This is a genomic window from Hungatella sp. SB206 (assembly GCF_051132295.1).
In the GTDB taxonomy this organism is placed as follows: Bacteria; Bacillota; Clostridia; order Lachnospirales; family Lachnospiraceae; genus Hungatella; species Hungatella effluvii.
This window is the reverse complement of the sequence record NZ_CP096603.1, coordinates 2,107,417-2,121,779: the sequence shown is the minus strand read 5'-3', so window position 1 is coordinate 2,121,779 and position 14,363 is coordinate 2,107,417. Positions and strand designations below refer to the sequence as shown.

The 14,363-nt window shown below is 49.9% G+C and carries 13 protein-coding genes; 5 read left to right on the top strand and 8 right to left on the bottom strand.

Going from position 1 to position 14,363, the window contains the following annotated elements; translation table 11 throughout:
• Positions 1-122: 122 nt before the first annotated feature.
• Positions 123-1,490 carry an ABC transporter substrate-binding protein gene (locus tag M1L66_RS09220; protein WP_434692423.1) on the bottom strand — a complete coding sequence of 456 codons (1,368 nt, stop codon included), beginning with the start codon at positions 1,488-1,490 and terminating at the stop codon, positions 123-125.
• Positions 1,491-1,715: 225 nt separating this feature from the next.
• Here M1L66_RS09220 and M1L66_RS09215 point away from each other — a divergent pair, with 225 nt between their 5' ends.
• The gene (locus M1L66_RS09215; RefSeq protein ID WP_187021901.1) at positions 1,716-2,582 is read left to right on the top strand and encodes an AraC family transcriptional regulator; all 867 of its coding nucleotides are present in this window, start codon (positions 1,716-1,718) and stop codon (positions 2,580-2,582) included.
• A 185-nt stretch (positions 2,583-2,767) separates the two neighbouring features.
• Here the strand turns inward: M1L66_RS09215 and M1L66_RS09210 are convergent, their stop codons facing one another.
• The 4 genes from M1L66_RS09210 to M1L66_RS09195 form a co-directional block, all read right to left on the bottom strand.
• The gene (locus M1L66_RS09210) at positions 2,768-3,592 is read right to left on the bottom strand and encodes an EcsC family protein (protein ID WP_434692420.1); all 825 of its coding nucleotides are present in this window, start codon (positions 3,590-3,592) and stop codon (positions 2,768-2,770) included.
• Between the two features lie 2 nt (positions 3,593-3,594).
• Complete coding sequence (locus tag M1L66_RS09205) at positions 3,595-3,954, bottom strand: YccF domain-containing protein (RefSeq protein WP_002600776.1); 360 nt, start codon at positions 3,952-3,954, stop codon at positions 3,595-3,597.
• A gap of 97 nt (positions 3,955-4,051) precedes the next feature.
• The gene (locus M1L66_RS09200; RefSeq protein WP_434692416.1) at positions 4,052-5,995 is read right to left on the bottom strand and encodes an ABC-F family ATP-binding cassette domain-containing protein; all 1,944 of its coding nucleotides are present in this window, start codon (positions 5,993-5,995) and stop codon (positions 4,052-4,054) included.
• A gap of 248 nt (positions 5,996-6,243) precedes the next feature.
• The gene (locus M1L66_RS09195) at positions 6,244-6,519 is read right to left on the bottom strand and encodes a hypothetical protein (protein ID WP_434692413.1); all 276 of its coding nucleotides are present in this window, start codon (positions 6,517-6,519) and stop codon (positions 6,244-6,246) included.
• A 141-nt stretch (positions 6,520-6,660) separates the two neighbouring features.
• Between M1L66_RS09195 and M1L66_RS09190 the strand changes: the two genes are divergently transcribed.
• The 4 genes from M1L66_RS09190 to M1L66_RS09175 all read left to right on the top strand — a co-directional run bounded on the left by M1L66_RS09190 (position 6,661) and on the right by M1L66_RS09175 (position 9,154).
• Entirely contained in the window at positions 6,661-7,380 is a 720-nt protein-coding gene (locus tag M1L66_RS09190) for a sigma factor (protein WP_187021905.1), read from the top strand.
• Positions 7,364-8,329: an anti-sigma-I factor RsgI family protein gene (locus M1L66_RS09185; RefSeq protein WP_434694229.1), complete on the top strand. Its 966-nt coding sequence runs from the start codon at positions 7,364-7,366 to the stop codon at positions 8,327-8,329. The genes M1L66_RS09190 and M1L66_RS09185 overlap by 17 nt, the downstream gene beginning before the upstream one ends.
• A 138-nt stretch (positions 8,330-8,467) precedes the next feature.
• Entirely contained in the window at positions 8,468-8,737 is a 270-nt protein-coding gene (locus tag M1L66_RS09180) for a hypothetical protein (protein WP_187021907.1), read from the top strand.
• A 90-nt stretch (positions 8,738-8,827) separates the two neighbouring features.
• The gene (locus M1L66_RS09175; protein ID WP_187021908.1) at positions 8,828-9,154 is read left to right on the top strand and encodes a hypothetical protein; all 327 of its coding nucleotides are present in this window, start codon (positions 8,828-8,830) and stop codon (positions 9,152-9,154) included.
• Positions 9,155-9,233: 79 nt separating this feature from the next.
• Here M1L66_RS09175 and M1L66_RS09170 read toward each other — a convergent pair whose 3' ends face one another.
• The 3 genes from M1L66_RS09170 to M1L66_RS09160 all read right to left on the bottom strand — a co-directional run bounded on the left by M1L66_RS09170 (position 9,234) and on the right by M1L66_RS09160 (position 14,344).
• Positions 9,234-10,535, bottom strand: coding sequence for a DUF1576 domain-containing protein (locus M1L66_RS09170; RefSeq protein ID WP_187021909.1), 1,302 nt, complete (start codon positions 10,533-10,535; stop codon positions 9,234-9,236).
• 56 nt (positions 10,536-10,591) lie between these two features.
• Positions 10,592-13,213 carry a cation-translocating P-type ATPase gene (locus M1L66_RS09165; protein WP_434692408.1) on the bottom strand — a complete coding sequence of 874 codons (2,622 nt, stop codon included), beginning with the start codon at positions 13,211-13,213 and terminating at the stop codon, positions 10,592-10,594.
• 456 nt (positions 13,214-13,669) lie between these two features.
• Positions 13,670-14,344, bottom strand: a complete 675-nt coding sequence (locus M1L66_RS09160; RefSeq protein WP_434692406.1) for a GNAT family N-acetyltransferase — start codon at positions 14,342-14,344, stop codon at positions 13,670-13,672.
• Positions 14,345-14,363 lie beyond the last annotated feature (19 nt).

Genomic DNA, 14,363 nt, shown 5'->3' with positions numbered 1-14,363 from the left:
TTTAACGGTAGTGGCGGGAGGAGAGAAATCGGTATCCCCCCACTGACATGAAGTCAAACTACACATCTCTATAAGATGTGGCCGCACTCTGTGAAATTACCGAACGTGGATTGAAACAAACGCTATTTCTGAGCCTGCTCCTCTTCCCAGATCTTCTGGACATGATCCAGCACACCGGCCGGAGTCTGATTTCCCTGAATCATCTCCTGGATGCCCTTGATCATATTATCCAGTACCTTGGAGGACACCATGTCCAGAAGGTAGAAGGAATCTGCGGTTCCCGCGCCCTTTAACTGCTCTGCCGCTGTAAGGAGAGCCGGATGGGTAAGACCTGCGTTCCATTCATCCACATTGACTATCTTTCCTAATTCTGTTACATCACTCTTCTGAACCTTTTCACCAAATAAAAATGCCAGTGCGTCCTCGGCTGCCTCCTGATTCTTCACGTTTGCCGGAATACACCACATGCTGCCCCAGGTAACCGACACACTCGTCTTTGGATTCTCAACAAAATCCATCTTTTCAATGATATTGTACTCGAAATCGTCTTCCTTCGAAGAATCGATAGCCGATGCCATGCCCGTGTGAGCCGTGTACATGCCGGCCTTCCCCATAACGAACTCGGCAATCGCGTCATCGTCGGAAATATAGTCGGCGCTGGACTTATCAATTACGCCGCTCTTAACCATCTCATCGACAATCGTCATTGCTTCCACCATGGAAGGATCGTTGTATTTCGCCTCGTTATTATAGGCTTTGATCAGCAGGTCCGTACCCACAAGCTGAGCCTGTACCTTAGCCAGAAGATCTGGTGCACACCAGTTCCCGCCGCCGGTCACAATCGCTTTGTACCCATTGTCATTTAAAGTCTTCGCGGCATTTGTAAGTTCCTCGAGATTTGCAGGTTCTTCAATTCCCAGCTCCGCAAACAGCTTCGTGTTATAGAAGATACAGCTTGTATTTGCAAAATCCGGGATTCCGTACACGCCATTTTCCGGATTATTGAGCGGGCCTGCCCATGCAAGCGCGCCTTTGTTGTAATTCCAGCCCTCTTTTCCAAGGAAACCGGTCAGTTCCATGAGCTGTCCATTGGCGGAATATTCGTTGAAGGTCGTCTTCATCAGCTGTACAATCTCCGGCGGATTATCCCCCATCAGCTCCGCCTTCACCTTGTCGTCATAGCCCTCTGAGCCGTAAAACTCCAGATTAATCTTTACCGGATTACCGTCATCTGCGTTGTACTCGTCCACAAGAACGGGCCAGTTGGAAATCTGGCTCTCCGACCATTTAATGAGGACTCTTACCTCCGGCCTTTCCGCCGGCTTCTCACGCTCTGAAGCCGCCTCCGTCACAGCCTCTGTCTCCTTTTTCTCCGCAGTCGTAGTCGTCTCTTCCTTCGTGGCAGGCGCTGATCCGGTCGATCCGCATCCGGTCAGGGCAGAAAATGCCATTGCTGCTGTCATTACGAGTGCCAGTGTCTTTTTCTTCATTTCCTTCTCCTCCTGTAATCAACATTTTTAATATGGTTCATGAATAGTTTCAACCTCATCTGTAGCCTTTTAAAACAAAGAAACCGCGGTTTATAGTGCACTCTGTTTATTTTTTATTGATTTGCAAACTTATTTTTGTTAATATTATAATATAATAAAGATTCATCAAAAACAATATGTTTTGTTGTATTTTATATAAAAAATGTTGTCTTTCAGGAGGGACTTATGCAGAGAAATATGATAGAAATCTTTCGAAAGAATATTTCCGGGGAATCTTCATCCCTTTCCTTTGGTTTTGCCGGCCGGGAACAATGTATGGGCAGCCACTCCTTTGGTCCCGCCAAGAGGGCCCATTATCTGATTCATTTCATTATAAAAGGAAAGGGGGTCTTCTTTGCTGATGAGAAAAAATACGTATTAAAACAGAGGGACATGTTTTTAATCCGGCCCGGAGAGACAACATTTTACTATGCGGACGAGGAGGATCCCTGGGAATATGCGTGGGTCGCATTTGTTGGAAGCGATGCGGCGCAGATTACGGAAAGCTGCGGCTTTGCCTACAGTCCCGTGGCGACCTATCCCGATTCCCCGGAACTGATCGAATCCATCGACGACATCATCCGCCACATGCAGTCCGGTGATGAAAACGATTACTACCTTCTCTCCCGGCTGTACAACATTTTTTACCATCTCTCCAGACCGGTCATCAACACGCAGAACGCCTATAAGAATGAGATTGTCCGCCGCACGATAGGCGTGATCCGGAGCAACTATTTTGAGAAGCTCACCATCCAGTGGCTGGCCGACCAGGTCCGGGTTGACCGGACTTATCTTTACCGCCTGTTTAAGAAAGAAGTGGGTATATGCCCCAAAGAATACTTAACCCAGTACAGGATCCGTATGGCCACGGTCATGCTGTCCACGACAAACCAGTCTATAAAGGAGATCAGCTACGCCTGCGGTTTTACCGACACCTCCCTCTTCTCCATCTGTTTCAAAAAATACTTAGGCTTCACTCCCCAGCAGTTCCGGAAGATCGATGGAATTCAGCAGCTTTCTTTCCAGATGATTGAGGTTGAACAAAAGCAGTAGAAGACAGCGGGAGCGGTTGAACTGTAATCAGGACAAATATAAAGAGTCCGACTCGCTGGACTCTCGCGCCGGAGCGCGGTCGCTTTAGCGGCCATATTTCCTAAGCGCGGAGTGCGCATCCCCCGAAGTTTTTTTGTTTCATAGAACGAACTTTCCTGTGAAACAAAAAAAGGAGCCCGGCAGGTTCATCCCCTGCTCCGGGCTCCTTCTCCGGCAGCATTCCGCTCCCACAGAAATCTTCTTCGATACTTAAGTTCCGCATAATCCGTAATTTTCTTTAGATAAATGCAGTCCGACAAACCTCCCGCGACTCCCACAACAGGCAGTCCCTGTACAAACTTCATATACAGAAGTTCCTCCGAGAGCCGGTCCGCCGTCTTGCGCATCAGAACCTTCTTCTCTTCCAGCCCGCCGGTTCCTTCGATCCAGCGGTTAATCCGCTCGTTATCCTCAGCCAGTTCTCCGCCCCGTTCCAAAGCAGTCTTGATAATCTCCAGCAAAAACTCCTGCTCCCGCTCGGACTCGTAGGCGTACCCGTAACTGACGGCAATTTCATAAAGGCTCTTTAAGATCACGCCTGTAAACAGGGGGATATCCGGTATCCCGATTCCGAAAACCCCTGTGCCGATTCCCTCCACTCCGGAAATCAGCAGATTCTTTGTCTTAGACACCGCCGCCTGCTTCGAAAATGCCTTCAAATTCTTCCTGTTTTCCTTCAGACTGGCGGCGTAAGCGTTCAGCTTCTGCCTGTACTCCCCGTCTTCCTTCCGGTACGTCTTATTGATCACCATTCCGCCTTTTTCGAAAACCAGCTGAAACGCCTTGTAAAATGCGGCATCCAGCGTTCCCTTTAACTTCTCCGGGACTACCCGGTCCAGCTTCTGATTGATAATCGACGGCCCCTTTTCCTTCTGCCGTTCCACGAAACGCGCCTCGCTCTTCTTAAGCGCGGCCCACTCCTTTTCCAGCGCCGTACTCTTTTTCCCCGGCCGCTTTCCCGGAAACTCCATGATTAATACACCTCACTTCCAAACGGCATCAGAGCCAACTTCGCCAGTTTAAACTGCTGAAGCCCAAAAGGAATTCCAATCACCGTGATGCACAGCACCACTCCGATCAGGGCCGACTCGATCGCTAAGGGCAGCCCCGACACAATGAGCCAGATTAAATTTAAAAGAAAGGATCCCGCGCCGCCGCCATACCGGACCTCTTTTCCAAACGGAAAGAAGCTGAGCGCGGCAAATTTAAAGCACTGCATCCCCACCGGAATGCCGATAATCGTAATACACCAGAGGCAGCCCGTAAGCGTCCAGCTCAGTCCGCTGATGAAACCGCCGAATATAAACCAAAGTAAATTACCAAGACAACCCATATTATCCCTCATTTCTATTCATTCCACTACACTGTACCATGCCGCCGCACGCGGTGCAATCCCTGGACAACAGCTTTTAGAAAAAAATAAGGGTTCGCTAAGAATTCTCTCCGTTTTCCTCTCCGGACCAGACGGCGTACCACTCCAGACAGAGCTCATGCCAGACAGCAACCGTTTCCTCATACCGGCGGCAGAGCTCCGTATATTCCGTTTCCTTCTCCCACCTCTTTCCGGACCAGAAGTCTTCCGACGCCATCCACTCCTGTTTCATCGCGTCCATCACCGCGTACAGTTCTCCTGCCTGCGCTCCGGCCGGAATCATTTTTTCGGATACCAGACGAAGCCGCCAGTCGATATACGCATCCTCCGCGGATATTTCCTTAAGTCTGTGACGCTCCGCCTTCGGAACCGCCCTCATACCGGCGATCAATGCCTGTTCCTCTGCCTTCATCTGGGCTGCCAGACCGCCTTCTCCCTCCGATTTTCGCTTTCTTTCCAGGTAATGCGCATAACCAAACGGGTAATACATCACCGACTGATTTTCAAAAATCAGGAGTGAATCGGCTACCTCACTCAAAAAGTACCGGTCATGGGAGACGAACAGCAGCGTTCCGGTATAGGCGCGGAACGCGGATTCCAGTGTTTCCTTCGCCTGAATATCCATGTGGTTCGTCGGCTCGTCCAGAACGAGGAAATTAGGTCTGCTCTGCAAAAGCTCTGCAAGCACCAGCCTCGCCTTCTCCCCTCCCGAGAGAGAGGATACAGATCTCTGCGCCACGCGCCCTCCAAACAGATAGGCCCCCAGGATGGTGCGTGCCTCCTTTTCCGTCAGCGCAGGAAATAAGTCGTGAAAATGATCTGCCACTGTTTTTTCAGACATCACCTGGGCCGAAAGCTGGTCAAAATATCCCATGGTAATATTGACTCCGACGGACATTTCCCCGTCCAACGGCGGAAGGAAACCTGCAACCGTCTTTAAAAAGGTCGTCTTTCCGGAGCCATTTGGCCCCAAAATGCCGATCTTCTGTCCCCGCCGGATTCTCATGGTGATCTCCAGCAGGGCGCGGTCATAACCGATCTTTAAATGTTCCGATTCAAAGACCCATTTGCTGCCGATTATGAGCGGCGTCAGTTCCCCGGTAAAGATATGGATATCATCTTCCTCCGGCTTCTCCACCCGGTTCATCCGTTCCATGGCCTTCTTCTTCGCTCTGGCAAACGACGCCTTGGTCGGTTTGTGTTTAAACCGTTCCACCACGGAATTCAACCGCTTCAGTTCCTCCTGCTGGCTCTCATACGCCTTTTTCTGCAAGCTAAGCTGCTTTCGTTTCTGCTCCCTGTACGCGGAGTAATTCCCCACATAGCGGGTAAGCTTCCCTCCCGCCACTTCATAGACCACATCAGCCGTCCGGTCTAAAAAAAAGCGGTCATGGGATACCATCACCACTGCCTTGTCATACTGCCTTAAATACTCCTCCAGCCACTGCACCGTCTCTAAGTCCAGATGATTCGTCGGCTCATCGAGCAGCAGAATATCCGGTTTTTCCAGCAAAAGCCGGATCAGTGCGATCTTCGTCTGCTCTCCTCCGGAAAATTCCGACAGTTTCTTTTTCTTATCCTCTTTTGAGAATCCGAAACCGGTAAACAGGATGTCATACTCCCGCTCATAGTCGAACCGTTCCCGGTCCCATTCTGAAAAAATTGCGGAGCTGCTTAGGCCTGTTCCATTTTTACCTGCGACCTCTCTTCCAGGGCAGCCCTTAAGGAGTTCCTCCTCCACCGTGCATGACGTATCACCGAAAGGCTGCTGCCTCATCATGCCCACGGTAAGTCTTCTGGAAGCCATGATTCCCGGCCCATTCCGTTTATCGTCCCGGTCCAGAGAAATCTCGCCCGCTAAGAGTCTTAAAAGAGTCGTCTTTCCCGCCCCGTTCTTCCCGGCAACTGCAATCTTTTCCGTTCCCCTTATTTCAAAATCAATATGGGACAGTATCGGCACTCCGCCGGCGCTCACCGTCCCATCCATTATCTGGTATAACATAACAATCCCTTTTTTTCTGTTTTATTTTATTTCTGCCTCTTAATCTTATCACACCATTTCCGCCGGCGCTATCCCTATTTTACACCGATGACGCGAGATTTTATACCCATACCTCCGTAACGTGCTGTCCAAAGTTTTTTTGTTTCTTAGAAAGCACTTTCCTGTAATAAAAAAGAAACCCGGAAGAATCAATGATTCCGCCTGAGTTCCTTTTCCAGCCTGATACCTTTCACTTACTTCTCCCATTGTCAATGGCAGCTGTGACTTCCATGGTTCCCATGGCTTCTGTGGTGCCCCCGCTGGCTTCCGCTTCCCGGTCCGCAGTTCTCACTGTGATACGAGCAGGTTCCATCCTGGCACGTTCCACGATAGGTCACTCCATCATGCTCATGGCAGGTCTCTGTCTCACAGCCTTCCACGGCGCACGACTCATACCGGTCGCAGACACGTGTCGATGCCAGCGCCGGAAACGCCATACTCAATACAACTGCAGATGCAAGAATGCCGGTTATTATTTTCTTCATAAATTCATATCCTCATTTCATTTTTATTCTCGTTTAAAGAATACGACGGCTCTCTTCCAAAATGTAGGGTCTGAAAAAAATTTTATTGATTTACATAACCTGGAAAAAGCTGTACAATGGCATGGAACAGGAGGTGGAACCGTGAACGACATTGAAAACCGCATAAAAATAGCTCAGTCCGATTCCGCAGAGCTTGAGAAGCTTTTAGGCGACTATCTGCCTCTCCTAAAAAAGCAGGCCGGCGCGGCCGCATCTCCGCTTCTGGATTATGAAGACCGGCTCAGTCTCGCCATGCTGACTTTTGTCAGCTGCGTCCGCCAGTACACGGAGAACAGGGGCAGCTTTATTTCATTTTTCTCCGTCTGCTTTCATAACCGGATCAATGATGAAATCCGCAGGCAGAACCGGTATTTGAAGAGTATCCAGCCGTCTGGTTTCGATGCGGCCGAGCTGGAAGCCGCAGCGTGGAAAGCCTCCTTAGAGGCCTACGACAGGGAACAGGAACGTCTCTCCCTCTGCGAGGAGATTGACCGCCTTTCTGAGGCAATCGGCGTATACGGCGTCGTCTGGAAAGATCTGCCCCGTATTTGCCCCAAACAGGAGCGTGCAAAAGCCACGTGCCGCCAGTTAGCTGCGGCCGTACTTTTAAATCCGGAATTTCACGCCATGTTTTTTGAACAGAAAAAACTCCCGCAGGCACAGCTTGCCTCGGCTCTCTTTATTTCTCCGAAAACCATAGAAAAGCACCGGAAATACATTGTAACTCTGATCATCCTCTTATCCGGAGATTATCCCGGAATCAGAGCATTTCTTCCACAATACAGGGAGGTGATACCGATTGAAGATGGGAATTATCATTGAAATAACAGGAAAAGAAGCTGTCATAATGAAAAATGGCGGAGATTTCGTCTCAATCCCGGCAAAAAAAGGCTGGAAAAAGGGGGATATCGTCCCTGTAAAGACGAAACAGCGATCCCGCCATTTTCTCACAGCCGCCGCTGCCATTGCAGCCTGCCTGTGCTTCGTAGTAACCGGAGGCGGTTACCACTATTATTATGCACAGGCGGCATTAATCAGTGTGGACGTCAATCCTTCCATTGAACTGTCTGTCAACCGCCTGGACCGCGTAACCTCTTCCTCGGCTCTCAATGAAGAAGGGGAAGTTCTGCTCTCGGGCGTCCGGCTGACCGGCATGGAGTGCGGGGAAGCGGTAAAAAAATTGCTGCAATCCGAGAGCGGAGAACCGTATCTGTCCGGAAATAAGAACGTGGTAGTCACCGTCTACTCAGCCAATGAGGCCAGACAATCCCGGCTCCTGAAGGAAATCCGAGAGACGGCAGATACTACCGTAACCACGCTGCGCCCAGACGGGAATACGGAATACCGGGCTGTGACCTCTGAGGAGGTGGAAGCCGCTCATTCCTGCGGAGTGACCGCAGGCAAATATATTTACCTGCAGAAACTGGAGGCGGCGGCACCTGAAACGGATATTACCCAGTATAGCCATTGCTCTATCGATGAAATCAAGGAACATATCTCCAGCTGTGAAAGCCGGCACCAGCCAGATTACGAGGGATCCGGAAAGGCGGGATCCGGATCGAAATATTCCGGATCCGAACACGCAGATTTGAGGCACTCGGATTCCGAACACTCAGATTCGGAACGCTCGGATTCGGAACAATCAGATTCGGAACGCTCAAATTCGGAACGTTCAAATTTGGAACATTCCGGGTCAGGACATTCCGGGTCAGGGCACTCCGGGTCGGAACGCTCGGATTGGAAACATTCAAGATCGGGATACTCTAATTAGAAATACTCGCATTCAGGCATTTCCAGCTAAGATACCTCCGATTCCATCCTGAAAAAATCCTTTGCCGAATGCAGTCTAAAATCTCTACATGCGTATCATTATAAAAGAACGAAAACTGAATCTAAGGGGGGATCAATCATGTTAGGCATATATATTTATCCGCCGCCCAAAGGAACTGAATACACAGCGGCCGATCTCGAAGAGCCGGATAAAGTTATTGAGTTATTCGGCTACTGCGGTATTTTAGAAGGCCTGATCACCAAAGAAGGCTGGGACTTTCTAATTCATTTATATGGGTATGAAAAGCTTTTCGAGATGGATAAGGCCGGAATGTGGTTCGATGTTGAAACGCTCGAAGAGTATATGGAAAATGTTCAGTATGAAAGAGCGATCTCACCCGATTCCTAATGCGGCACATTCCCCTCCCAGGATCGCAGCATAATTCCAGTCTTCCCCTCAAAAAACAATCAAAAAATCAAACCATAAGGAGAAAACGATATGCAGACTATCATTATAGTATTAAACCCGGGTAAACTAACAAATCCCGATCTGGACTTACGCTATCTCATACCAGACCGCGTCAGCGAGATCACAGAAGGCGCCATACGTGATAACGGTTACGATTATATTGACTGCGAAGGCGCCGGCCCGCTGCTGGGAATATGGCTTGAGACAGAGAACGCCGCCCAGAGCTGGCCTGTCATCGACAAGCTGTTCCACGAAGAGAAATTTTTAGACAACGACTTATCCCTGTCAGCAGAACTATATATTTCAGAAAATGAAACAGAAGACCTGGAAAACTGTACGCAGGTTTTCCCCGCATAAATACCAGTTTTTCCTCACAATAATACCCACATAAAAAGTCGAAAACTGCCGAAATAATTCTCAGCAGTTTTCGACTTTTTTACAGGGAATCATGCGTGCGCGCTCTCGCTCTTCTGTCCCGGACCGACTGAATCACCGGTACCAGGAACATGGCGATAATACCACCGGCAAATCCATTGTTATAAAGATTCATTCCTCCGTAGACGATTCCCACGTTCAGCGCCACAGATGCATGCAGGAATCCGGCCAGCACCCCCGCTACCACGCCGAACTCACCGGCGATCGGCGCCAGTGTCGTGGAGAGTAAAAGTGCCAGCATGGCGCTGGGATCGGTGATATTCCACGTCTTCACAAAACTTCCCAGAATCACTCCGGCCATAACCGGAAGTATGTTCCTCAGATGCTTTCCCGTGGCACTGAATCCGACGATGGTAAAGATACCTCCGATGGTGGGACCGTTCAAATCTCCTCCAACCAGCAGCACAATCAGCGTGGAAGCGATTCCATTAATACCCATGTTAAACAGCGTCGGCGCAAAGCCCTCGCTTTTCACGTAATCTGTGCCGCTTAAGCCATACGTCTTCCAGATTTCCATATAACGTTTCCAGACCGACTCCGCGATGAGGCAGGAAAACAGGATCATACCGCCGAACAGCCCGAGAAGCAGTCTGGTAAAAAGCAAATCATTTCCCGTGGACCAGATCAGACGAGCCTCCGTCTGAAGCCCAAAGGATCTCATCAGAGAGACGATAACCGTCGCTATAATTCCAGATGCAAAGCCCACATTATAAAGGGAGTAGCCCTTATGGGAGTAATGAGTATGTGTGGAAAGCGGCGGCAGTACGAACCCGATAATAATACCCACAAGTATACTAAGCGGCAGCCTTACGGCCAGCGGCAGATGTCCCACCGTCATAAGCTGGGTGATAATCGGTGACAGGCTGGTTCCATAGAAACCAACATAGATGTACCGCGTAACTGAGGTCTTATGATAAAAGGCATAAAGACAGACGCCCATCATGATCGACCAGATATTTAAAATATTCTTTCCGAACAGAGAAAAACCAAACATTAGAAAGCAGGAGGTAATCGTGTGACCGCTCATCTCCATCCCCAGATAATAGACAATGGCAATGGAAATCAGAGCCATCACACCGGCGTTGACAAACGCGGCCCCAATTCCTCCGATCGCAATATAATCCGTGATCAGGAAATCCGGTTCCCTGATAATCGTAATAATTCCCTTTAATACTTCATTTAACGGCTGGAGAAACAGCCCCGCAGCCATAAAATAAACCGGCACCAGGGCAAGAATCAGAAACTTCGTCCGTCTTGACAAAGGTCCGTGATTTCTGAACTTGTGTAATAATTGTCCTGTCATGTCGTTTCCTTCCCATATTACGTAATATCGGTACCGGATTATTTTATCATACTATTTTATTGGTGAAAAGCGTTATTTAGTCTCTGTTCTCTGACTATCTTCGTAAGCTGTATCACCACAGTCGGTATTACCGCCAGCAGATAGACCAGTCCGATCTGGCTGCCTGTCAGAGGTGCGACAGAAAACAGTCTTTCCAGGAACGGTACAAACATCACCAGGCTCAGGAGTGCGACACCCGCCAGAAATGCACCCAGACTGTACCAGTTTCCGGAAAATCCAATTCGGAAAATCGAATGGCTGCTTCGACAGTTAAATCCATGGAACAGACGCGCCAGTGTCAGCGTACAGAACGCCATGGTGCTGGCGACCGCGGCACCGCCCTGGTTCAGTCCCAGATGGAAGGCTGTCATGGTACAGACAGCGATCAGGCCGCCCTGCAGGAACAGCTTCATCATGAATTCCTTTGTCAATATTCCTTCTTTCGGATTTCTCGGTTTCTGTGACAGCAAATCCTTTTCCGCCGGCTCCATACCGATTGCGATGGCCGGAAGCGAGTCCGTCAGAAGGTTGATAAACAGCAGATGTACCGGTGCAAACGGAACGGGAAGAGCCATGATGGACGTGTACAGTACCGACAGGATCCCCGCCATGTTGCCTGATAATAGAAACTGTATTGCATTTTTGATGTTCCGGTATACGTTACGGCCGTTGGCCACAGCCTTGATGATGGTTGCGAAATTATCGTCCGCCAGAATCATGGAAGCCGCATCCTTGGACACCTCGGTTCCCGTAATTCCCATGGCTACACCGATGTCTGCTTTCTTAAGGGCCGGCGCGTCATTGACACCGTCTCCCGTCATGGATACAATGTTGCCCCGTCTCTGCCATGCATCGACAATCCGGATCTTATTTTCCGGAGACACCCTGGCGTAAACGGATATCTTCGTAATCTTCCCATCCAGCTCCTGATCGCTCATGGCGTCCAGTTCCGTTCCTGTCACCGCCAGATCGCCTTCTTCAAAGATACCGATCTGCTTCGCAATGGCCGTCGCCGTGATCTTATGGTCACCAGTGATCATAACCGGTCGAATTCCGGCCCGTTTAGCGTCGGACACGGCCTCTTTCGATTCCTCCCTCGGCGGATCCACCATGGCTACCAGTCCGAGGAATGTAAAGCCGTTCTCCGTTTTTAAGGAGAGGACGTGGTCATCTTCCACCTCTTTATAGGCAAATGCCAGCACACGCAGACCGTTCTGGGAGAATTCCATATTCTGCCGGTTGATCTCCTCCCGGTCTGCCTCCGTAAAGTCCCGGATTCCTTCCGCAGTGCGGATATGGGTTGTCCGGTCTAAAAGGACATCGACAGCACCCTTCGTCAAAATAGTAGGCACACCGTGCAGTTCATATTTGGTACTCATCAGCTTTCGGTCTGAATCAAAGGGAATCTCTTCCAGACGGAGCATCATCGTCCGCAGGACATCGTCATTGACACTTACTTTTCTGGCCATTTCCAGAAGGGCGTACTCGGTGGGATCTCCGATTCCCTTACCGTCAACGAGGGTGGAATCATTGGTAAGAATCGAGTCGTATAAGATATAACGGTGAAGCTGCTCGTGCAGATCCAGTTCTTCCGGACGGAATGTATTTCCGTCAATGTAAATCTCCTGGACCGTCATCTTATTCTGGGTCAGGGTTCCTGTCTTATCGGAGCAGATAACAGAGACGCACCCCAGACTCTCTACCGCCTTCAGCTCCTTGATGATGGCGTTTTCCTTTGCCATCTTCTGTGTTCCCATGGCCTGCACGATGGTTACGATGGAACTGAGTGCCTCCGGAATCGCCGCCACGGCCAGCGCCACGGCAAACATCAGAGAGTCGAGAACCGGCATTTTCCGGTATAAGCTTAAGGCGAATACAATGGCACAGATGACCATGATCACCGCTGCCAAACGTCCGGAGAACTGGTCCAGACTCACCTGAAGAGGTGTCTTCTTTTCCTTTGTCGCGTTCATCAGACTGGCGATCTTACCGATCTCCGTATCCATTCCCGTTCCGGTCACCACCACCATGGCCCTTCCGTAAGTGACCAGGCTTCCGGAATATACCATATTGGTCCGGTCCGCCAGAGGCATCTCGCCGTCGATCGTCCCTTCCTCCTTATCCACGTTGGTCGACTCTCCTGTCAGGGAGCTCTCATTGACCTGAAGCGAATAGTTGTTTAAGATTCTTCCATCAGCCACCACCATGTCTCCCGCTTCCAATAGGAGAATGTCGCCGGGAACCACCTTGGCAGACGGGACCTCGATCTTCTGGCCGCCGCGGATCACTTTTGCATTGGGTGATGAAAGGCTCTTTAAGCTCTCCAGGGACTTCTTCGCTTTTTCATGCTGTACGGTTCCTAAGATCGCATTCAAAATAATAACCGCCACGATGACGATGGTGCTCTCTACATTTCCCGAAAACATGGAAATGACGGCCGCCGCAATCAGGATCACCACCAGAAGATCACAGAACTGCTCAGCAAACACCGCAAGCACACTCTTTTTCTTTCCTTCCATTAACACATTTTCGCCCTTTTCGAGGAGAAGCGTTTCCGCCTGACCGGCCGTAAGTCCCTCCTTCGTCACATGCAGTTCCTTTAATATTTCCTGTTCGTCTTTCTGATACCAATCCTTCAAATTTTCCTCCATTCTGCCGTTTTCAAAAAACGGCTCTGCATCAGACTTAAGCAGAATCCACAAAACGTCCGGTTCACCAGCCTCTCGCGCCGGAGCGCGGTCGCTTCAGCGGCCATACTTCCTCAGCGCGGAGTGCGCATCCTGCCCGGAGGGTTTTTATTTCATAGAACCAACTTTCCTATGAAACAAAAAAGACTCTTAATGTACCTATTATTAAGAAATAACCCATTTCTCAAAATAAATACATTAAAAGTCTGGTAACCAACTGTTGGTATGCATCACCAGACTGTTTTCACAGCCAGGATGTTGATGATGCACTAAAACTACTCCCTCTTAATGAATCTGATTCAGCAGATGTTTCGTATTCGATTTGTGATTAGTAGTATATCCGTTTTCCTAAGGGGTGTCAAGGCATATTTGACATTTTTTCTCATCTGAGGCAATCTTCACAGATTCTTAATCCCGCCCCTTTGCCCTCTCTTCCCATGGAACCGTGCTGTTCACCAGCTCTGCAAAACGCTCCTGGGACGGTGCTTTCCCCTTGATTTTGGAAGGAAATGTCTCCTCAAATTCCAGGAACGCCGGATCTGTCACCGGCGGAAGCTCGTAGGCCGGTCCTTCCGAATATCGGCCTTTTATCGATGCCGCGGCCTCCGGTTTCAGCAAACAGGCCAGAAGCGCCGCCGCACACTGATTCTCCCCGTTTCTGACGCCGTACGTTTCCGCAGGCACAAAACCGGTCTTTGAATAGTAATCCGGATCTCCGTAGATAATAATAACGTCTGCTCCCATGTCTGCCGCCAGCTCCTTCGAGGTTTCAATGAGCCGTTTTCCGATCCCCTGCCCCTGATATGCCGGCAGGACGCTGATCGGCCCAAAGGTCACTGCCGCATGAGTCGTTCCATCGTCACACTGAATCTCCGTGCGGGCATACATGATATTTCCGACAATCCGACTGTCCCGCACTGCCACGAAATCCAACTCCCTGATAAATTCCGGCCTCTCCCTCATAAGATGTGCCAGATAATGCTCACAGCATCCCGGCTCGTGGACGTTCCAGAACGCCTCTCTCGTCACTTCCTCTGTCTCACGGTAATCCCCGGGTCTCTCGTTTCTGATCATTACATCCATTTGCCGTCTCAGTCTCCGT